Annotated in this window: 24 protein-coding genes; 2 read left to right on the forward strand and 22 right to left on the reverse strand. The window is 33.6% G+C overall.

Features of this window, described 5'->3' with window-relative positions:
- Positions 1-64: 64 nt before the first annotated feature.
- From rplK to rpmG, 4 genes are all read right to left on the reverse strand, one after another.
- Positions 65-490 carry a 50S ribosomal protein L11 gene (rplK, locus tag GKE48_RS00700; RefSeq protein ID WP_021865796.1) on the reverse strand — a complete coding sequence of 142 codons (426 nt, stop codon included), beginning with the start codon at positions 488-490 and terminating at the stop codon, positions 65-67.
- 156 nt (positions 491-646) lie between these two features.
- Positions 647-1,183, reverse strand: a complete 537-nt coding sequence (nusG, locus tag GKE48_RS00705; protein ID WP_012738551.1) for a transcription termination/antitermination protein NusG — start codon at positions 1,181-1,183, stop codon at positions 647-649.
- Between the two features lie 15 nt (positions 1,184-1,198).
- Positions 1,199-1,402, reverse strand: coding sequence for a preprotein translocase subunit SecE (gene secE, locus GKE48_RS00710; protein ID WP_012738550.1), 204 nt, complete (start codon positions 1,400-1,402; stop codon positions 1,199-1,201).
- A 22-nt stretch (positions 1,403-1,424) separates the two neighbouring features.
- Complete coding sequence (gene rpmG / locus GKE48_RS00715) at positions 1,425-1,574, reverse strand: 50S ribosomal protein L33 (protein WP_012738549.1); 150 nt, start codon at positions 1,572-1,574, stop codon at positions 1,425-1,427.
- Between the two features lie 290 nt (positions 1,575-1,864).
- On the opposite strand from rpmG, the gene fliD reads away from it, so the two are divergent.
- A complete protein-coding gene (gene fliD, locus GKE48_RS00720) occupies positions 1,865-3,196 on the forward strand; it encodes a flagellar filament capping protein FliD (RefSeq protein WP_154300255.1) in 1,332 nt (443 codons plus the stop codon).
- Between the two features lie 74 nt (positions 3,197-3,270).
- Here fliD and GKE48_RS00725 read toward each other — a convergent pair whose 3' ends face one another.
- The 4 genes from GKE48_RS00725 to GKE48_RS00740 all read right to left on the reverse strand — a co-directional run bounded on the left by GKE48_RS00725 (position 3,271) and on the right by GKE48_RS00740 (position 6,898).
- Positions 3,271-3,642 (reverse strand): hypothetical protein, encoded by a 372-nt coding sequence (locus GKE48_RS00725; protein ID WP_173016863.1) that lies wholly within the window; start codon positions 3,640-3,642, stop codon positions 3,271-3,273.
- Between the two features lie 73 nt (positions 3,643-3,715).
- A complete protein-coding gene (locus GKE48_RS00730) occupies positions 3,716-4,696 on the reverse strand; it encodes a LicD family protein (RefSeq protein WP_279238042.1) in 981 nt (326 codons plus the stop codon).
- Positions 4,697-4,716: 20 nt separating this feature from the next.
- Positions 4,717-6,102: a class I adenylate-forming enzyme family protein gene (locus GKE48_RS00735; RefSeq protein WP_173016864.1), complete on the reverse strand. Its 1,386-nt coding sequence runs from the start codon at positions 6,100-6,102 to the stop codon at positions 4,717-4,719.
- Between the two features lie 91 nt (positions 6,103-6,193).
- Entirely contained in the window at positions 6,194-6,898 is a 705-nt protein-coding gene (locus GKE48_RS00740; RefSeq protein ID WP_154300258.1) for an aspartate/glutamate racemase family protein, read from the reverse strand.
- Between the two features lie 82 nt (positions 6,899-6,980).
- Between GKE48_RS00740 and GKE48_RS00745 the strand changes: the two genes are divergently transcribed.
- Positions 6,981-8,159 carry a CgeB family protein gene (locus tag GKE48_RS00745; RefSeq protein WP_154300259.1) on the forward strand — a complete coding sequence of 393 codons (1,179 nt, stop codon included), beginning with the start codon at positions 6,981-6,983 and terminating at the stop codon, positions 8,157-8,159.
- 35 nt (positions 8,160-8,194) lie between these two features.
- Here the strand turns inward: GKE48_RS00745 and GKE48_RS00750 are convergent, their stop codons facing one another.
- The 14 genes from GKE48_RS00750 to fliS all read right to left on the reverse strand — a co-directional run bounded on the left by GKE48_RS00750 (position 8,195) and on the right by fliS (position 22,256).
- Entirely contained in the window at positions 8,195-9,394 is a 1,200-nt protein-coding gene (locus GKE48_RS00750) for a CgeB family protein (RefSeq protein ID WP_154300260.1), read from the reverse strand.
- A 9-nt stretch (positions 9,395-9,403) separates the two neighbouring features.
- Positions 9,404-10,057 (reverse strand): glycosyltransferase family protein, encoded by a 654-nt coding sequence (locus GKE48_RS00755; protein ID WP_154300261.1) that lies wholly within the window; start codon positions 10,055-10,057, stop codon positions 9,404-9,406.
- Positions 10,050-10,673, reverse strand: a complete 624-nt coding sequence (locus tag GKE48_RS00760) for a tetratricopeptide repeat protein (protein ID WP_154300262.1) — start codon at positions 10,671-10,673, stop codon at positions 10,050-10,052. Before GKE48_RS00760 ends, GKE48_RS00755 begins: the two co-directional genes overlap by 8 nt.
- 15 nt (positions 10,674-10,688) lie before the next feature.
- Complete coding sequence (locus tag GKE48_RS00765; protein WP_154300263.1) at positions 10,689-12,611, reverse strand: class I SAM-dependent methyltransferase; 1,923 nt, start codon at positions 12,609-12,611, stop codon at positions 10,689-10,691.
- A 24-nt stretch (positions 12,612-12,635) separates the two neighbouring features.
- Positions 12,636-13,778 (reverse strand): CgeB family protein, encoded by a 1,143-nt coding sequence (locus GKE48_RS00770; protein WP_154300264.1) that lies wholly within the window; start codon positions 13,776-13,778, stop codon positions 12,636-12,638.
- Positions 13,779-13,874: 96 nt separating this feature from the next.
- Entirely contained in the window at positions 13,875-14,693 is an 819-nt protein-coding gene (locus tag GKE48_RS00775) for a flagellin N-terminal helical domain-containing protein (protein ID WP_154300265.1), read from the reverse strand.
- Between the two features lie 128 nt (positions 14,694-14,821).
- Positions 14,822-15,562, reverse strand: a complete 741-nt coding sequence (locus GKE48_RS00780) for a class I SAM-dependent methyltransferase (protein WP_154300266.1) — start codon at positions 15,560-15,562, stop codon at positions 14,822-14,824.
- Between the two features lie 133 nt (positions 15,563-15,695).
- Entirely contained in the window at positions 15,696-16,106 is a 411-nt protein-coding gene (locus GKE48_RS00785; protein ID WP_154300267.1) for an FAD synthase family protein, read from the reverse strand.
- Positions 16,103-17,176 carry a glycosyltransferase gene (locus GKE48_RS00790; RefSeq protein WP_154300268.1) on the reverse strand — a complete coding sequence of 358 codons (1,074 nt, stop codon included), beginning with the start codon at positions 17,174-17,176 and terminating at the stop codon, positions 16,103-16,105. Before GKE48_RS00790 ends, GKE48_RS00785 begins: the two co-directional genes overlap by 4 nt.
- Before the next feature lie 53 nt (positions 17,177-17,229).
- Positions 17,230-18,705: a CDP-glycerol glycerophosphotransferase family protein gene (locus tag GKE48_RS00795; RefSeq protein WP_154300269.1), complete on the reverse strand. Its 1,476-nt coding sequence runs from the start codon at positions 18,703-18,705 to the stop codon at positions 17,230-17,232.
- Between the two features lie 12 nt (positions 18,706-18,717).
- Entirely contained in the window at positions 18,718-20,292 is a 1,575-nt protein-coding gene (locus GKE48_RS00800) for a LicD family protein (RefSeq protein WP_154300270.1), read from the reverse strand.
- Between the two features lie 127 nt (positions 20,293-20,419).
- Positions 20,420-21,238: a flagellin N-terminal helical domain-containing protein gene (locus GKE48_RS00805; protein ID WP_119226027.1), complete on the reverse strand. Its 819-nt coding sequence runs from the start codon at positions 21,236-21,238 to the stop codon at positions 20,420-20,422.
- Between the two features lie 148 nt (positions 21,239-21,386).
- Positions 21,387-21,860, reverse strand: a complete 474-nt coding sequence (locus GKE48_RS00810; protein WP_012738513.1) for a hypothetical protein — start codon at positions 21,858-21,860, stop codon at positions 21,387-21,389.
- Positions 21,861-21,869: 9 nt separating this feature from the next.
- Positions 21,870-22,256, reverse strand: coding sequence for a flagellar export chaperone FliS (gene fliS, locus GKE48_RS00815; RefSeq protein WP_012738512.1), 387 nt, complete (start codon positions 22,254-22,256; stop codon positions 21,870-21,872).
- Positions 22,257-22,299: the final 43 nt, after the last annotated feature.

Genomic DNA, 22,299 nt, shown 5'->3' on the forward strand with positions numbered 1-22,299 from the left:
TCCTAGTGGTAATATCGGAAGGATTCTATCTTTCCTCCCACAATAATCATGAATCAAATGTAGATTAGTCTTCTACAACGATACCCATACTCTTAGCTGTTCCTTCGATCATAGAAGTAGCTGCTTCGATAGATGCAGCATTAAGATCTGGCATCTTAAGCTCAGCGATCTTCTGAACTTCTGCTCTCTTAATAGTAGCAACCTTAGTCTTGTTAGGTACGCCTGATCCTGACTTAATGTTGCAAGCCTTCTTAAGAAGTACTGCTGCAGGTGGAGTCTTTGTAATAAAGCTGAAGCTTCTATCAGCATAAACTGTAATAACTACAGGTATGATAAGATCTCCCTGATCTGCTGTCTTAGCATTGAACTGCTTTGTGAATTCTACGATGTTAACACCGTGCTGACCAAGTGCTGGACCAACTGGTGGAGCTGGTGTAGCCTTGCCGGCAGGAATCTGTAATTTAATATATCCTGTTACTTTCTTTGCCATTTTGGCACCTCCTAAAAATAAATGTGGTAATTGGCGACCATCATAATATTACCCTGCTATCCATCCTTCAAGAATTGACCATCGTGCAATTCTTGTGAATGAATTTACACAGTAAATTCATTCTGGTCTCCCACGTCCCAGGATCGGGACTGCTTCTTACAATAACTTCACATCTGTGAAATCAATCTCGACCGGTGTTTCACGACCGAACATCTCAACATTAATTGTAAGGCACTGCTTGCCCTCATTAATATTGGTAATCTCACCAACTGTATCTTCCCATGCACCAGAGAGGATCATAACCTTATCGCCGACCTTGCCAGCGAACTGGATAACAGGCTTAACTTCCTGTTCTTCCTCAAGGCTTATGCCGAGATTCTTAATTTCTGTTGGTGTAAGTGGTACTGGCTTTGATCCAGGACCAACAAACCCTGTAACACCTCTTGTGTTTCTGACAACATACCAACTATCGTCGTTCATTACCATCTTCACAAGAACGTATCCAGGAAACATTTTCTTCTGAGCAGCTTTCTTAGAGCCATCCTTAATCTCCACTACTGTTTCAAGTGGAACGATAACTTCAAGAATCTGATCGTGAAGATTTCTGTTTTCAACTGTCTTCTCAATGTTAGCCTTCACCTTGTTCTCATAACCTGAGTAAGTGTGAACTACATACCATTTTGCGTCATCCATACAATCACCTATTCCTTATTTTACAATGAACTCAATTCCAAAGCGGACAATTAAATCCACAACTGCAATGATTACACCTAATAATACGGACACAGCCAATACAGCTACAGTTTCCTTAGTAAGCGACTGACGGTCTGGCCAAATAATTTTTGAAAATTCAGCTTTTAAACCTTTGAACCAGTTCTTTTTCTGCTTCTTAGCTTTTACAGTATCACCCATGAAATACTCCTCACTGTACTAATTACTTTGTTTCCTTGTGTAATGTGTGTGATTTACAGAACTTACAATACTTCTTTGTTTCCATTCTGTCTGGATGAGCTTTCTTTTCCTTAGTCATGTTGTAATTGCGCTGTTTACACTCAGTACATGCCAATGTTATCTTTACTCGCACAACTTCCACCTCCAATTATTATTTTTGTAGGTGTTAAAACACCAATTGGTTTCTTTGCCCGCCTAATCAATGTTGGGTTGTTGAAATTCAGGCACGCAAAAAAGACCGCTTCCATAGCCGTTCTAATATAGCACAGTACATTCCAACTCGTCAACAACTTTTTTAAAGAAAATATAGTGACAAAAAATGAACTTCATATTATAATATTTGTACAAAAACATACGATATATATAAGGAAATGGATTTCCTTACATTTTCTACCGATTATTACAGACAAGGAGGTGACTGTTATGATCAGCAGCGTGTACAGCTATTATCTTGCCCAGTATGGACATAAGACTAACTCAAAGTACGATACACACACTAAAGCACAATTAAAGAATACATATGGCAGAGTTCTGAAATCTAACAGTCAGACTCCTACATATAAGGCAGATATGTCAGAGGCTGCGCAGAAATATGCAATCGACCTTAAAGAGAATGCCAGAGAATTAAGTAACATTGCCAATGAGCTTTCAGGAAGCGACGGTCACGGCATGGTATTTAAGAAATCAGCAGTGTCAGACAATCCTGATGCGGTAACAGCCACATTTATAGGCGACAGCTCATCTGCCGATGATACAAACCTTGATATAGAAGTCCGCCAGCTTGCAACAAGCCAGATTAATACCGGACATTACCTGCAGCCTAACAGCCGCACAGTTAAGCCAGGAGATTATTCATTTGATTTGAACATCAATAATCTGACCTATGAATTCCAGTTTAATGTAGATGAGGAAGAGAGCAATTCTGACATACAGAACAAGCTTGCCAGACTTATTAACCGTTCCAATATCGGACTTAATGCTTCTGTAAGTGAAGACAGCCTCGGCAATACTGCGCTGAACATTGAATCAGACATGACAGGTGTAAGTGTAATCAAGCCTACAATATTTAACATCAGGCCTAATAACGATATTCAGACAGACAATCCTGATTTCGTGGAAGGTTTTGATGAGCCTACTATGGAGAAGAACACTAACTTCATTGAAACATATGGTCTTGACCGTGTAACACAGTATCCTAGCAATGCAATCTTTTCTGTCAATGGAGAAGAACGCTCATCTGCTTCGAATGACATAACAATTAACAAAACATTTGCAATATCATTTCATAATACAACTGACAAGCCGGCAACCATCAGTCTTAAAGATGATGCTGATTCAATCACAGAAAGCATTACAGAACTTGTTTCCGGCTACAACAGACTTGTTTCCATCGCCGCAGATAAAGAGAACGATAAGTTTGAGGGCAATGCCAAGTTAAAGAAAGAATTTTCAAGAATAATGAAGGCTTACCAGCCACAGCTTGAACGCAATGGACTTACAGTAAGTGATGAGGGTTCGCTTGAAGTTAATAAGGTGGTTATTCAGAAAGCTGCTTCTGACGGCACACTTTCCGATGTATTTAACGCTTTGGATTCATTCAAGAAATCAATCCAAAGAAAGGCTGATGATATCTCCATCAACCCTATGAACTATGTAAACAATAAGATTGTCGCTTATAAGAATCCACATAAGCCTGTGAATGACCCTTATAATCTTTCTGCCTACTCAGGCATGATGTTTAATGGCTATATCTAACTACCATAATATAAAATAAGGCATCCGTCTGGTTCATGTAATACATAAACCGGCGGATGCCTTTATGTTTCTTATTATTCATTAATCAGTCTGCTTCCTGCATCATGTAACTGCTTAACAAATGTACTAAGCCTTACAAGTGCTTTAGAAACATCCACATCATCATCAGCCTTTACAGCCTCTGAAAGCTCCTTAACACCAGAATTAGCTTCTGCCTCGTCAACTGCCCCAGCCTCAATAATATCCTTAGTTCCATTATATACTTCAAAAAGCCAGTTAAGCCCTTCAATAATAACATTCACCGCATCATGAGTCTCTGGAAAAGGAACTCCTGAAAGTTCTTCTGAGACTTTCTCTATTGCTCCAATAAGCTTCTCGCTGTAAGGAACAGCTTCCTTAAGTACATCTATCTGCTGCTGTCTGTAATCATCCATGATTCTAATCACCTTTCTTTATGAACTTATAGAATATATATCGGCTGGATTGGTGGAAAGTTAATATTAATCACATGTGAAAATGCTACACTCTTAACCTTCCACTGGCAACTTCTTCACAAAATTCATCAACACTGCCTTTAAAACCAACTCTTCTAATCTGCTTAATCAATTCCTGCTCCATGTGACCGTAAAATGGATACGTATGATCCGCTGTGCCTTTTACTGGAATCATATAATCGCCAAACTCAGCCTTAAGCACTTCATCATAATTTTTTGGTGCTTTAACCACAAAATTCTCAAACGGCATTTCTATTACATCATCAAAGCACTCTTTACGCATCTTATAACTGTCATTATCAATCCATAAAGCCATGCTGCTTACATAGTCAGCTTCATCTCTGTAACATAACGAAGATACTTTATCTATCAGTTTCCATATATAATTCTTAGTATCTTCTCTTAATTCAATATTAACATTACATAATTGACCAAACTCAGAAACAAATTTATCTAAAGAACCCTCTCTATTTAATTCATTCCATTTCCCTAAAATTTCCATTCCAAGCTTTATAATCTGCTTCTGCATGTCTGCAAATTCTTTGTCTTTAGAAATATAATCCAATGGAAAAATATCTATCCCAGCCCTCTGATATGGAAATCCATGAAAATACTTCATATAATCATTAAAATTCCATAATTCTTCATCTGCAATAACTCTTAACTGTGGAACAAATGCTGCATTTTGCAAACGCTCACAATCAGCATACATGCCTGCAACTACAAAGCCGTATGGCAGTTCACCAGGAAGAATCCTGATAAGTTCATTGTATTCATCTCTCATAAGACTGATGTCAATATCATCATCCCATGGAATCATTCCCTTATGTCTCACAGCCCCAAGCAATGTACCAAAGTCTGCAAAATACCTTATTCCATTTCTGTTACATATATCAGATACAACCTGAAATACTTCCATCTGCGCAGCCCATGCTCTCTTCATCATAGAAGATATTTCAAAACCCTCTCTTACTTCTGTATTAAAAAAATCATTATCAAACTTCAAACCAGCACCGCCTCGTTTAATCAATCATCAATAAACTCACATACAGCTTCCTCATCAACCGTGCCATCAGACTTTCTTGGCAAAGGTTCTTTTCTTAACACAATCTTCTGAATCTCCCAGCGGTAACCTTTTTTCTCGTTATACTTGTCAATACGTCTCTTGAATATATCCTCAGTTGCACTCTTATCAATAGGCACAATAACCGCCGTAAGCCTGTTATTGTAAAATATTATAAAACCTTCTGCAACTCCATTAATAGCTGTAATCTGTTCATTAGTTCTTACACGGCTTATCTTCTCACCTGTAGGCAACAGAATAATATCCGGATTGCGCTGCAACAGAACAAGTCTGCCGGCATTGTTAATCCTTCCGTAATCACCTGTATGATACATACCGTCTTTTAATACATTTTCAGTAGACTCCATGTCATTATAATAGCCTTTCATGACACATGGTCCACTTACAATAATCTCTCCATCATCAGCAATAGATACTGCATTATTATCAAAAAGAGTATACGAACCATCGTAAAGCTCATTAACCCCTACACAACCCGAAGTCTCTGTCATTCCATATATATTATAAACCTTCAAATCACTGTCACACAGATTCTCAAAAAGTCTGAACGGGCAGCTTGCACCACCTATGATAATAGTATTGAGTTCTTTATTAAATCCACTTATAGCTCGCTGATAGTCAATCATAGAAGGAGTACCTATAAGAATAGTTGGATTATAATAATAAGTATCTGCATCAACATGTCTTAAGCCTCTGCCTATACACACCATAGCACCATTATACAGAGGCCATATGAGGCTGTATATAAATCCAAATTCATTATGAAGCGGAATCTGTGCAAGCACAATATCATCACTTGTACATTCAACCCTGCTGTTTATCGCCATAACCGCATTAAGAATATTATCAACAGACAGAACAACCGGCTTATCACATTCATTAGCTGTAGCCGTAAACATGATAATATCGCCCTCCTGCGTATTCTCATCATATATAAGTCCGTCAACATTATCCTTCTCAGCACTTGATATGATAATAGAATTCTCATCAGAGAGAATATACTGGTTAGTAGATGTCAATGTATAATTAACTTCCGTCTTCTTAAGAAGGTCAACCCTCGAATCATGAGGAAGGAAGAAATCAACAAGTGCAAGCTCCTTTCCCGCAACAATCGTTCCGAACATATTAACGATCCATCTATATGAAGCCGGCCCGAATATTGCAATCCTCTTTCCTTCAAATTTCTGAAAATGTAATGCCTTCTTAGTTACATCATCAAAAAGCTTCGCATAAGTAACCTTCATCGTATCATAAACGACAGCCACAGCGTCTGGCTGGCTCTCGGCATTACTCTTTAACATATTATAAAATGTATTCTTATCTGTCATGATTTTCTCCGTTCTTAAACATAAATCCTGCATCAATATATAATATAAAAAATTATAGCATTCAGATTAGAAAAAGCCAACAGTGTTATCTCTAACGTATGGCGTCATATTCCTCTTTTAATTTAATTATCGATAAATACAATGGATCATATATTTTTTCACACAATATATCATCCTTATACATTTCATACAAAACAGGTAACTCTGTACATCCTAAAACACATGCATCATATTTATTTACCAAGCCTAAAAATGTTTCTTTTATGTCATGATTATATTTATTTTGTTTCACAGCTTCAATACAATTTCTTATCAAAATATATTCTTCTGGCAATGGCGTAATACATTCAATTTTTGAATTTAATAAATTATCTTGATATATTCTCGATTGAATGATACCCTCTGATCCCAACAGGTATACACTTTTAACAGATTGCTTTTTTATTTCATCTACGCAATTATCAATAATATTAACAACTCTGTCTTTTAGTTGAGGGATTTTATCATATATTTGTGGCAAAAATAAATGTGATGTATTACATGCCAATATTATTCTGGTAGCCCCCGCATCCATTAGATATTGCATAGACTCAAACATTTCTGATATCAATTCATCTACATTCTCCTTATACAAAAAAGCTCTAACTCTACTTGGCATTGTACATCTATTATCAATAATAATTCTAGGACGCTCCCATTCTTTTTCAGCCTTAAAAACATCTGCATACTGTTTAAACATATTAATCGTTGCATATGTTCCCATTCCGCCCAAAACCCCTATAGTAAATTCATTCATCTTTTCTCCAATCTAATTTTATTTTACTTTTTCTTCTGTGTATTTTATTATATACCATATATAATAAATATAGGAGACTCTTATGAAAATATATTTTTACAGATATGGCAGTATATGCGAACCTGATGTTATAGATTCATTTAAAAGATTAGGACTTGATGTTGATGAAGAAATCATTGAAATACGAAAGAAAAATTTATCACCAAGCGAATGTGTTTCAATTGTTTCACCTAAATTAATGAATAATAATTACACATTCGTATTCACAATTAACTTTTTCCCATGGCTTTCAGATGTATGCCAGATTGTTAATATCGTGTATATCAGCCTCATTGTAGACAGCCCTGTACTTGAACTATATTCTAATTCTTTATCTAATTCAGTTAACAGAGTATTCCTCTTTGACAAAATGTTATTTAATGAATTTGAACCTTATAACAAGGGACATGTTTTCCATATTCCACTTGCAACTAATATCCGCCGTAACGATGAGGTTATAAAGAATGCAAGTACACAGGAAAACAGAAAATTTACAAGTGATATATCCTTCATAGGATCCACATATCAGGAAAAGTGTCCTTTCAACCGCGCAATTCTTCCAGAATATGAAAAAGGTTATGTCGACGGAATTATCAATGCACAGCTCGGTGTCTATGGATACAATTTTATCGAAGATATGCTTACTGATGATATGACAGAACGATTATTAAACTGTATACCATATCACTACGAGTTTCCAGAAGGCTACCGTGCCAATAATAAAGCTCTTCTTGCACAGGAATATTTAAGCGTAAAGGTTGCTGAACAGGAAAGGCTGCGTCTGTTAAAGCTGTTGTCTGATTCATTTAATGTTGACATATATACAGGCAGCGACACTAGCAGCATGCCTCATATACACAACAAAGGTTTTGCAAAATCACTTACTGAAATGCCTGTTATATTCCACAACAGCAAAATAAATCTAAATATAACAGCCAAATCCATTCGTTCTGGTCTTTCTCTCCGAATATTTGATGTTCTTGGATGCGGGGGCTTCCTTATAACTAATTATCAGGCAGAATTACCAGAGTTCTTTGAAATAGGCAAAGACCTTGTTGCATATGAAAGTGAAAATCATCTCAAAGAATTATGTGCTTATTATCTCAATCATGACGATGAAAGAAATGAAATCGCCAGACACGGATATGAAACCGTTGTAAATAACCATACTTACGACATCCGTATGCTCCAGATAATAGATAAGTCGTTCCCAGCCCAATAATAGGTGGGAACGACTATCACGCTATGATTCATAAACTAGTTTTTATTAAAAACAATATTAAATATTTCTTTAAAACGAATATCATATGTATGTCCAGAAACTATTTTCCCATACCCATTGTCTGCAATCTGCTGCCTTTCCTTTTCATGCTTAATATAATATTTACATTTCTCAATCATATCATCCAATGATTCATATAATACAATGTCTTCTCCCGGCACAAATACATCATAAAAATCTGCCTGATAATTTGATAATAGAAAACCTCCAGCTCCACATATATCCATCGCCCTTAGTGGAATTCCAGACTTAATACTTCTTAGTGTTATATTAAGATTAATTCTGCTATTATTAAATACTATTGGCATTTGCTCATAATAATCAACCGGTTCTTTAATATTAACCCCATTTATATTTCTGCCTGAACATTTCGTATACAAATTAACTTTATATTGACTCCCAAATTCTTTTCCAAGAGTTTTCAATGCTTCTTTCCTGTCATATGAAGCCAATTTTCTTGCCAAAAAGTAATTAGCATATAAGTACTGAATCGTTTCAACACCTGTTGCACTTGTTTTTACTGGACAAGCCTTATACATATCATCTAAAATACAATCAGTTAACATATCTTCCAGAAAAAAATGTCCATAAACATTGCTCTGTGCTTTGATAACAGCGTCAAGATAACCTCTAGTATAATCGCTGATACTTTCAAGTCTGTTAAAAAAATTATGTTTTTCATCATACATTGAGCCAACAAATGCTATATCTCCTGATAAAAACTCCTTTTCAGTTGCATTTACATTAGTAATTACTCTTTGTACCCTTTCTGTGTTAACAGCCAATGGTGCATAATATACAGAATTAATCCCTTCATTTTTGAATTCCTGATATTGTACTTTATCAAACATAAACACATAATTACATTTATTAATTATAGTGTATGAATACAATAAAACCTGTGGATTATCATATACAAATGCTATATACGGGATATTTCTTTTATTACAATTATTAGATATTACAGGACTATAATTAAACGTGAATACGCAATCATACTTCTCTCCATTACACCCTTTATCAAACTCCGTATTAAACAATTCGTCAAATTCAATACTTACATCTTCACGATAAAGCACTGTTTCCTTAACCTTATACTTATGTCCGTTTTTTTCAAAGCATTCTTTTACATCTTCTATTCCAAAGTTATGATATTCAAATATCAATATATTCATGAAATTATTTCACCTTTTATATTCTTTAAGAAATATTTGCCTATATTTATCATAATTTCCCAGATTAAGTATTCCATCATCATGGAGGCACCATGGTTTATCCATATAAGGAACTACTACTTTATATCCTGCTCTATGAAATTCTTCGCTTTGTGATATGTCATAAAAATCCCATCCATCAAAAATATCTTCACGCCATTTTACATCATATTGTGTCGCAATAAATAGTCCATCAACTGCTTCTACTTCTGTATATGGTTTGTTTTGCTTATCTGATGCAACAAATAGTTGTGTACTTACAATGTTACTCGAATAAATTCTGCCTACTCTGTCACCATTCCACATACATCCATCCTTAGACAATTCCTCCGCTCCAACCATCCCAATCATTCCAACTTCTGGATTGGAAAACACATCTAACATATCCTGTATAAAATCTGATTTCACTAAAAAAACATCCTGATGCATATATATTTTGTATTTAGCATCTGTAGCTACCATTGCTGCATTGTATCCCTCTGTCATGGACTTTGCTTCTTTGATTGATATAACATCTATTTCATATCCATTTGGAATCACTAAATGATTGATATAATACAAACATTCTTCTTCATACATCTCATTATTGACACACATGATAAAACATATCTTTTTATCATTCATCCGAATACACCTTTCTTAACAACACTTCTGTGATTCTACCCGGCTTCTCTATCGTTTCTAATAGTTTCTTTGCTGATTCAATATTCCCATATTGAATGCACATATCTGCTAACATACATACTATCTGCTCGTTCCCTGGTTCCTGATTGTTAGCATATCTTAATAATTGAAAGGCATATGTATCTAACATCTGTTTCTTATATACCTCACTTAATTTTATATACATAGAAATTTTATCTATTGAGCCAATCCTTATCATCTCTACTAAAAAAATCACAGAAAGCTTTTCATAATCAAGATACCTCATCAGCTCTTCAACAGCTTCATCATCGAACATTAACTCAATACGCCACAATAGAAATTTACAATATGTAATTATTTGTATCAGTCTTTCTTTTGTTCTCCTGACAGACATAATATTATTTTTTATATGTTCATTATGTTCCTCACGATATATACATGTAACTATATATATATATCCTAACTCTGTATCCTCTGATGCATAATCCCTGATAAAATCTCTATCCTCATATAATGCAACTAATTCATCTATTGACTGTCTGTTATGTTCATTCAGCAAATCAGTAACATATTGTTTATATTGTTGTTTATCCATGCATCTCTTCCTCTATTAGATTTGTTCCTTTATATCCTGATAGCTTGTAACTTGATTCTCTATTATACGCTTTTCTTTTTCACTGCTTTTTAGATATCTGACTATAAATTGTGGGACTGCTGGAATATTATTAAGTATTGAATCATTTGATAATGAACTTACATATTCTATCATTCCTTTTATTCCATACTTATCAATTACCTCATTAACTTTACATTCTACTTCATTTAATTTAATTTCTGTCATACTTCGATATAACATTGTAACATTATCAGCAATTGCCTTATTATCATTTTTTGACAATTTAGCATAATTAGAGCAGATATAGCCATCAAAAATTTCATTCATTATCTGTTCCCTTATTACTGTATAATAATCTGCATTGTCTTTCAATCCATAATATTCCATAACTTCATCAAACGAAACAATTGTATTTAAATACCTGTTTGACATATATAATTCTAATATATTGTGGTATAGCAAATAACTTGCTGGTATATTCTTAACACACCACTCCTGATCTATCCATTTAAACTTTCCCTCTTCATCTATAAAACAATTCTTATGAATCATATCAATATATGCATTCAACAATATTTTATCATCATGATTTAACTTTGGAGTGTTCATGAAGTCGAAATTTGTAGATAATTCATTTGCCGTCTCAGAACTTCTTTTAATTTCATCATAGATTCTATCCCATAATCCATATATTTTCTCTTTGTTACCACTATCGTATGCCTCTATAAGAATATCTGTAAGCGGTTTCCCAGTTGCTCTTTCAATATACAAAATATTGCCATCTACCTGTGTTTTGCAGATATTAATCCCATGATTTGCTATATCATCATGATTAGCTTTAATCTGATACAGCAATGACTCACTTACATCTTCTGCCTTTTTGTAAAAGCCTTTTTCTTTTGAAAATGCTGTAATTAAGCTATATTTTGCTTTTCTAAACGGACTATCAACTGCATATGATACTCTACCAACTTCTATATTAGTTCCCGCACATTCTACCAAAAATGAATTTGCAAAGAATTCAAACACACCATTATCTACTAAATCCTTATAAAGATGTTCCTCATCTGATATCATTGATTTATTATTAGGCTGGTAATAAGGAATCCAGTTATCAACTGATCCATTTAACGGAAGATAATCATCTGAATATATAACCTGTGGCATCTTATAATCTGGCAACGGATAGTAAAAAAACGTTTTATCAAACCCTGACTGTTTAATAATGTTTTCCAATTGCTTCTTAGAAAACGTTCTTGCAATATTGCTATATTTATAATCATTAATCCCATCAAATGGTATTCCACTATGATCTTCAGGTGCTCCACACCAATATTTCAATCCATATTTATTTTCGATTGCTATAAGTAATTTCCCATCTGGCTTGAGTAATTTCTTAATTTTAACCAAAAAATCTTTAAACGGATTTTCAGATGCTGTATAATTATTTTGATATTCTAATACGCCTATAAGAGTAATATAATCATATTTTTTATTAAATTCTATATCATTTAGATTTCCAACAATTATCTCAAGGTTTTCATATGCCCTACATCTTAAGTATGTAGCAGTTGCTCTTCTTTTAGACAATTCAACAGCTGTAACATTTGAGCATTTTTTACAGAGTAATTCTGTAATTGCTCCCATACCACAGCCAATTTCAAGCACATCTGCATCTTCATTAAACGGATACCAGTTAAGCAGATTCTGTCTAATTCTAGTCAAATGATAAAAAACTGGCCATGAGTAGTTCTCATTTATGTATCTTTCATAGTCAGTTGTTTCATTTTTAGCAATAATTTTAATAACCTCATCTTCTATATCCCCATCAGAGTACAAATCCTCTCCTTTGTAAAATTTTGTATTAAATTGGGGTTTTGGGGCAAATCCATTGTATCCATATTTATTCAAATCCATAGTATTCCTCCTGATATTTACGCTTTAGATTTCTAACATTGTCTTTACTCTGTGTTCAAAATTAAATTCTGTACATACCTTTTTATATCCATTCTCTGCAATTTGTTTTCGTTGCTCTTCATGTTCCAGATAATATTTTACCTTATATACAAGATCTGGAATATCTTCATATATTTCAATATCCTGACCCGGAACAAAATATTCATACAACTCAGGCTGTGCATTAGAAATAACAAATCCTCTGCAGGCCATAATATCAATCACTCTCAATGGAATCCCCGACTGGATAGTGCATAGTGATATGTTAAGATTTATTTTACTTCTCGTAAACACCTCTGGCATTCTGTCGTAATAATCTGCGTATCCTTTGTAATTCACATTATTAAGCTGTTCTGATCTATCACCAGAATACACATCCACATCAAATCTGTTCTGAAGCACAGAAAGTGCAGTAACACGCAGTCTTCCTGTAATCTCTTTAGCTAGAGTATATGATAATTCCTCCTTTGTTACCATATATGTTCCATTGCTTTTTTTTAGAAAATCTTTATTTATACTGCCCATAACATCAGAATCCAACATCTCATCCACAAGATATCCTTGTGGCATTACGATTTGTGCATCCATAACAGCTTCCAGATATCCTCGATTATATTGACTTAATCCACCAGCTATATCATAAAATTCAGATTTGTACAATTGTCCAAGAAAAGCCACATCCGATGTGTACTCTTTATTATCTGACACAGTTTCACCTATTCCAAACACCTTCGGACTTGATGCAAGTGGCAAATATCTGGCACCCTCTACTCCTTCTTGTCTGTATGTGTCCGCCTGCACACGATCAAAGAAGTATATTGTGTTACATGCATTTTTCAGAGTATTTTTTCTTCTAATATGCAATGGTGAATCGTATACCCACGAAATATACTTTATATTTTTATTCTCACATATATCTGAAATTAATGGTAAAAAATTAACTGACAATATCTTCGAATAATTTTCTTTTTCAATTTTCTTAATAAATCTATTAGAAAACGCAACATCTTTATCCCAATTTTTTGGAATATCATAGTAGGTATCATAATCTATATGCAATGCTTTAAGTGCATTCTCAATACCCCTTTGCATGAATGCATTCCATTGATAAAATAATATTTTCCCCATAGATTGTCCTAATCTTCAAACATTAATAAAAAAGCTGATATCAAACAATCAGTAATTTGTTTGATATCAGCAAATAAACTTAATGTATCATATGTTTTACTGTAATAATGAAAGTACACCCTGTGTCTGCTGATTAGCCTGTGTAAGCATTGACTGTCCAGCCTGTGCAAGAATATTATTCTTGCTGTACTGTACCATCTCATCAGCCATATCTGTATCACGGATACGAGACTCTGCTGCAGATGTATTCTCACTTGTTGTATCCAGGTTGTTAATTGTGTGCTCAAGTCTGTTCTGAAGAGCACCAAGTGTAGATCTCTGAGTTGACACTGAATCAATAGCCTTCTGAATAAGTGACATAGATTTACCAGCATTTGCATTGGTATCTACCTTGATGTCCGAAGCAGCTAATCCTAATGAAGATGCTGACATATCACTAATACTAATCTGGATTGTCTGTCCTGAAAGTGAACCAACCTGAAGATTCTTCTTAGTGAAGTTTCCATCTAACAGATTCTGAGTATTGAACTGTGTTGTTGTTTTAATTCTGTCAATCTCAGCTGTAAGTTGTTTCATCTCTGCATCAATAGCAGTTCTGTCTGTTGTTGTGTTAGTATCATTAGCAGCCTGTGTTGCTAATTCATTCATTCTCTGAAGAATTGAATGTGTCTCATTAAGAGCACCTTCAGCTACCTGAATAAGTGAGATACCATCCTGTGCATTGGCAGATGCTTTATCAAGACCTTTAATCTGAGCTCTCATCTTTTCTGAGATTGAAAGACCTGCTGCATCATCTGCTGCTCTGTTAATCTTATATCCTGATGATAATTTCTCTGTTGACTTCTGAAGGGCACTTGTTACCATTCCCATCTGTCTGTTTGTGTTCATTGCTGAAAGGTTATGCTGTACTACCATAATTAATTCCTCCTTGATATATATAACTCCATTTTATATTAATTAATAAACACGATTTATTATTGTTATCTGTTTATCACTTATGTATTATTTATCGGTCTCATTTCTAAATACTTAACCCCTATTTATCATTTTCTTTTTAAAATATAATAATATTGTTTTGTTTCTTTCCTGTTATTTAACTCATCAGTTTCAAACAGGAATCTCTCTGTTTCTATAGCAAAATTTTTATTCAATAATGTATCTTTTAAAATTTCTTTTATTTCATCTCTTGTTCTATATATTGCATTATAATCACACTTCAATTCATCCGAATAATAATCTTTCAATGTAAGGCGTTCTTCAATCCCAATAGGTTCTCTGATGCATATAACTGCTTCCTTTTCACAGCACCTCTCAATTTGCTGTAGCATTTCAATCACATCATTATCGTTCAAGTACAACATAATTCCGACAATTAAAACTATGTTAAATTTTCCTTTCCTTTTTTGTTTTATTATTTTCTCCAATTGACTTGTTGAACCCACATAATAATAATAATTATCTCTTTTATTTCTCTCAGTTGCAATTCGGATTAATTCATCGCTAAAATCAATGCCACAGTATTTCTTCACCTCTGTTTTAATCGCATCAGCCCATCTTCCAATACCGCATGCCACATCTAAAATTTCAGACTCTTTATCTATACTAAGTAGAGAAAGTAATTTTTCAGTTTCATATTCATTTCGTTCTCTTACCAACTCCTTATTATTATCCTGATACATTGTTACGGAATATGGGTTATTTTCTTGAAACTTTTCTGCTCTGTGTTTGAAAAAATCTTTAGTCTTCTGATAATCAATATTCACGTGTTTTTCATTAACTCTCATTTTATTCAATTCACCTTTTATTTATAATTTAATTAATGCAATCAAATATATAATCGCAGATTAAAAATTATTTCCAAATTTGTTTTATTGTATGTACCATCTACTTTCATTCTTCTGTCATGGCTGTTTTCCTTTATTTTAATGATTTTACTCTGTCCTTTACAATTGTTGAACTTATACCTTTCGTTCGTTTTAATCTGACAACCTTCTTTTCATTCGTATCACACCATTCTACAATCTTGTCAAATCTCTCTCCTACATGATCTTCTCCTAGAGCTAGAACTTCAAAATCTATTGTTTCAAGAAAATCTGTACATACAGTTTGATATACAACCACTCTATCTACCACTTTTAATGCCTCTATTATTTCAACCCTTTCCTCTGTTGAATATAATATATTAACACCTGGTTTATATTTTTTTATATAGTCCCCATCCTGTACAGCAACAATCAGATAATCTCCATATTCTTTGCATTGTTTGAACAATCTCAGATGGCCAAGATGAAAATAATCATACACTCCAAATGTCAACACCCTGTTCATGTATCCATTACTTCCTCCATAATTTTTTTTATTTTTTCAAAATAATATGTATCCTTTAATTCTTCAACCGATTTTTTACATTCTCGTCTATCACATAAAGGAAGTTTTCCTTCATACAAATAATCAAGAATTGCCGCTAATTCCTTAGCATTATTCTTTTCAAACAAATATCCATTCCTGCCTGGTATAAGATAATCTATCAATCCCTCAACCGGCGTAGATATTACTGTTAATCCCATAGACATTGCTTCTGCTCCCGTAAGCATATACCCTTCATACTCTGATGCTGCAACTAATGCACATGCATCTTTACAATACTCCCATGGATTCTCTTTCCATCCTATATACTCAACTTGTTCCTGCAATTCTAAATATTCGGTTATTTTAATCAGTTCCTGCAATGATTCTCCATCACCAACAACTCTCAGATTCCATTTATTATGTGCTCTATATAATGCTTCTAAAATAATATCTACCCTCTTAATTTCCTGAAGTCTTCCTACGTAACACAGTTGTTTTTCCCCATTGGTTCTCTCTATAAATTTCTGCATTTTAACTGGATTTCCAACATAATACACACTTTCTTTCTTTGTCCTGTTAAGTAAATTTTTCTCATTATTTCTACTAATACACAAATGCGCATCAGCACACAACATCTCATCAACTCCACCTAAACCTGCATGTTTATATTCTATTATAGAATTGTGTACCCATGATATAACTTTAAAATTTACTTTAAGTATTTTTCTAACAGTATCCGCTACCACACTCATTACTGGCCAGTTAATTGCTATACATATATCAGGCATTCCATATTTTAGAATAAAACCAGCATAATTTCGAACAAAAAGCTTCAGTTTTTGATCTATATCATTATTCCCACCATCGTTAAATGCATATGCTTTATCATATCCATTTAAATATTTAATTCCTGGTGACATATGTATTACTCTAACCTCAAATCCCATCAATGGAAGATTTTCCGTCCACTGTTTTATTACATTTTCAATTCCGCCCTTCTTTCCTCCAACAGGAGATAATATATCAATTATAATCATATATTTTAACATTACCCTCTTTACAACAGTATTTTCTTTTATATAGATAAGCTATATGAATAATCTCAGGCATTTTTAAACAGATTATCTATAATATCATCATAGATATATTGTGCCGCTTTCTTCCCATTCTTTTCAACATAATCAAGTTCTTCTAAATATACCTGTTTCCTTTTCTCCTTCATTGTATCATTTCCAGATATAACAACATCATATAAAAATTCATCAATTCCAATATAATCTTTTCCAGACACATGATAATGTGCTTTCTGCAATTCCAATCCAAGTGCATTATATTGCTGTTCTGGCCTGGTAAGATGAAGCAATGGTTTTCCTGTATATATGTACTCTCCTATAAAAGACGCCGAATCAGTAATCATAGCATCCGATGTGTCAAATAAAGTAAGATAATCTGCTTCTTCCATTACTGAAAAATTATTTAACTTCCTTAAATCATCTAGATATCTGTCGTATTCATCTACAGATTCCATATATCCATTTATTATCAGATTATTTCTAAGATTTGGATGTGGTTTGAATACAAATAAAACTTTATCACTATATTTTTTTGCAATAAATCTCCAAAAAAACATATTATCTGCAAACGTAGACAATTTTAATAACGATGTATTTCCTACCGTGTAATGAGGTGCTATTATTACTTTCTTAAAATCCTTTTCATCTCTTCCGATAGGCACCTTCCACATATTTCTGATATAATTTTCATCATATTTATGCTCCTCATAAAAATAATCCATTTTACAATATCCACTATATCTTACATTACAAGCATTCAAAGTCTGAAATTGCACAAAATTATTATAATTTTTAGGTGTCTCAGTATAAACTCTCCACATAAGATTCATAAATTCCTTATCACACTGACACTGTATTTCATATTTGTTATTATTTAAACCCGCAACGCTTAATCCATAAGATATATATATATTTATCACAGATAACGGCAATTCTGTTATCTGGTAACATTTTACAATATCTAAATACCAGGGACTAACATGTACAACAATATCAGGCATCCAATTTATGTCATCCCATGTTCTGACTTCTTCTGTATCTGTATCATATATTTTCTCAACCTGATATCCTTCATTCTGAAAAAACAAATATGTCTGATTATACATTCTTTTCCTATCTTCTGAATCTCTTCCAATTAACGGAACTGGTATAACCTTCACCTCAAACCTTTCATCATTATATAAATATTTATACAATCTCTCTGCCGGCCATTCTGCAGCAGATATTGCCAGAAAACATACCTTTACCTTTTCATTATTTTTATATTTGCCATTCACTGTTTTGCATGCTAAATCATTTACCATTCTGTATACATATCTATAAAGTTCATTTCCTCCACTTATAATATTCTTTGACAAAAAAAGTGCAACAAGATGTTTATATTTATATTTTTTAAATTCATATAAATCTGATAATTCATTATTATCAATTCCATCTAATAATTCTGTCACACATGATACAATTTCATCCTGATTCATCGATATCTGTTCATCATTGATATGCATTTTTTCTCCATCCTATATCTCTGCTATTATCTTATTTTGCCATATTGATGTAGTTTCATCTCCATATATACCTGCTAATTTTCTTATATAAAGATTTCTGATATTATCAGATTGAACTATCACCTCATCTGCATATACAACCCCAGGCACATTAACATATGCATCCATGCTCTTATCTGAACGCATATCATCCTGTTGTATTTCATCTGTTACAAACCACGGAACATATGTAAGTTTATCCGTATTTTGAATTAAAGTTTTTGCATAATACTTAGGGTGCACTGTTGTCGCAACATTATACTCATCATACGGATTCTGAATAACTATTTCATCCTGATAACAAGTAGTAATATCATAATCATCCTCGGATATTACATGAATATATTCAGGATACTTTTCATTTTCAATATACTGTTCAACTGTTCCATCTATATTCTTGTAGTAATATGATATTGGCATAACAATCACATCGTTATTAGCATCTTCTATATATTTACGCCATAAAGGCTCCATATTTTTCCAATTTTGAGCTTTGAATGGCATAAAAAGTATCTTTTTTTTATTATCTTTTTTTGTTAATCTGCGTTTCTTTCGTTCTTCATGTATATTATTCATGAACTTGTCATATTCTGTCATATTTATTTTGAATGTACACATCTGTATCCCATTATCTGCAAGGAACTTTTTATACTTATAATAATACGGATATTCATGTGCATCATCTGACTCAAGCACAACTTTATGATAATCACCATATTCTTTTTTTAGAACATAATCATACTCACAGGGAGCCGGCACATATATATTTTCGAATTTAAGCATTACTGGTTCAGTGTACATTTCTTTAGGGAATTTTAATTCTTTATTATCCATCCATAAAAGTAGCGGAGCTATTTCTTTAGATTCCCTTTCCTTATATAAACTACATAATCTATCTATAAGCATCCTTATCTGCTGTTGAATATCTTTATTTTTATCAAATGTAACGGCACACAGTTGCTCTATCTGTTTAACATACGATTCCAATTCCTTTTTAATTGCCAAATTTCCTTCATCTTTTAATTTATCTTTGTGTTTTTTTATAAATATGCTCACCCTAATAACTATACTAATAACTTCCTCTTGAAAATCAGCATCCTCTTGTTTCATAGCAATATAATCTAACGGAAATATATCCAATCCTGCTATATATGGACATCCATGATATTTTTCAAGATGCTCTTTACTAAAACTTATATTTCTTCCATTGATTATTCTTGTAAGCATATTATCGTTATTTTCATCACTATATATATTATATATATCATATCCACAAGGCATTATATCCTTTGCCATCCGATTAAATCTATTATAATCTTCTCTTTTCATGCATACATCCATATCATCATCCCAAGGTATGAAACCACCATGCCTGACTGCACCCAAAAGAGTTCCCCAATCAGCAAAATATTTTATCCCATTTTTTCTGCAAGCCCTGTCAAAATCCTCCCATACTTCAAGCTGTGATGCCCATGCCTGTTTCATCTCAGCAGTAACATAAAATCCACTTCTTATTTCATCCTCAAAAAAACTTCTATCAAATTGCATAATTTTCTCTCATTCTATTAGTAATATATAATAATTTAATATATGCCTGCAATCATCAACTTATATATAAATTATAAGCAAAAAGGCTGGTGTTACACACCAGCCTCTTTGCTTATAGTAGTAATAATTATCCGAGAAGTGAAAGAACTCCCTGTGTCTGCTGATTAGCCTGTGCAAGCATTGACTGTCCAGCCTGTGAAAGAATATTATTCTTGCTGTACTGTACCATCTCATCAGCCATATCTGTATCACGAATACGAGACTCTGCTGCTGAAGTATTCTCGCTTGTTGTATCCAGATTGTTGATTGTGTGCTCAAGTCTGTTCTGAAGAGCACCAAGTGTAGATCTCTGAGTTGATACAGAATCAATAGCCTTCTGTATAAGCGACATAGATTTACCAGCATTTGCATTGGTATCTACCTTCATGTCTGAAGCAGCTAATCCTAATGAAGATGCTGACATATCACTAATACTAATCTGGATTGTCTGTCCTGAAAGTGAACCAACCTGAAGATTCTTCTTAGTGAAGTTTCCGTCTAACAGATTCTGAGTATTGAACTGTGTTGTTGTTCTAATTCTGTCAATCTCAGATGTAAGCTGTTTCATCTCAGCATCAATAGCAGTTCTATCAGTTGCTGTGTTAGTATCATTAGCAGCCTGTGTTGCTAACTCATTCATTCTCTGAAGAATTGAATGTGTCTCATTAAGAGCACCTTCAGCTACCTGAATAAGTGAGATACCATCCTGTGCGTTATCAGATGCCTTATTAAGACCTCTGATCTGGCTTCTCATCTTCTCTGAGATTGAAAGACCAGCTGCATCATCACCAGCACGGTTAATCTTATAACCTGATGATAACTTCTCTGTTGACTTCTGGAGTGCACTTGTAACTACACCCATCTGTCTGTTTGTGTTCATTGCTGATAAATTGTGTTGTACTACCATAATATTTTCCTCCTTGAAATTATATTGTGATGCAGCGTCCCTGCTACATCTAGTTATGGTTTACAGGAAACTTTCTGTTCCCTTGTACTTTATATATCGGACCTTAGTACCAAAACTTTAGTCCATAATATAACTTTTTAAAAAACTTTTACTGCTTCGTATCCATAAACTGAGGTTCATCACTTACACGGCTCATATTCTGATAATATGACTTCGCCATTGAAGCACTTCTTTTAGCTTCCTTATGCTCCTGACGTTCCCTACGAAACATTGCCTCAACCTTAACCTTATTTCGAGCTTCCTGAACTTCTATCTTAGCACCAAGTTCTGTAACTGCTTTAATAAGTGTCTTCATAGTTTCGATTTCATCAGAATACATCTGTTTATTATCACTGAGTTCTTCCTTAATACGGTCAAATACACTCTGAAAGCCTTCATCAAGCTTCTCCAATTCATCAATGCATTCACCCTTTTCATGCATATTATTTTCAAATACATCATGATCAAACTCTGTATTAGAAAGTATCTTATTCTGAGTCTCATTAAGAACTATAATCTTATCAAGAATATCCTTCTTCTTCTTAAGACTGTCTATCATAATCTGAAGATAATTAGTAGTCATGCCTGTCTCCTACTTATTCATTGACCTTGTTCGGTTCATAACTTCTTTCCATGTATCTCTCATGCCCCTGATTTCATCAAGTGCCCTATTAAGTATCTCAGTGTCTTTTTTAATATTAGCATCAACCAATAATGAATATATATAATTATATACATTTTCAAAATCCTTAGCAACCGGATACTTATGATTAAGTGTCACCTTAAACTCCGTTATTATGTTCTCAGCTTTCTTAATATTAATATTTGCTTTTTCATAGTCCTGCTTCTCTATAGCAATTAATGCAATATTACAGAATTTAATTGCCCCTTCATAAAGCATAAGTGTAAGTTCAGCCGGACTTGCTGTAAGAATTTTATTACGGTTATACTCCTGTGCGATATTCTGATTAAATGCCATGTTTTCCTCATTTCCCATAAGCTTCCATGCTTATGCGGTTGTT

The sequence above is a fragment of the Lachnospira eligens genome (assembly GCF_009680455.1).
In the GTDB taxonomy this organism is placed as follows: domain Bacteria; phylum Bacillota; class Clostridia; order Lachnospirales; family Lachnospiraceae; genus Lachnospira; species Lachnospira eligens_A.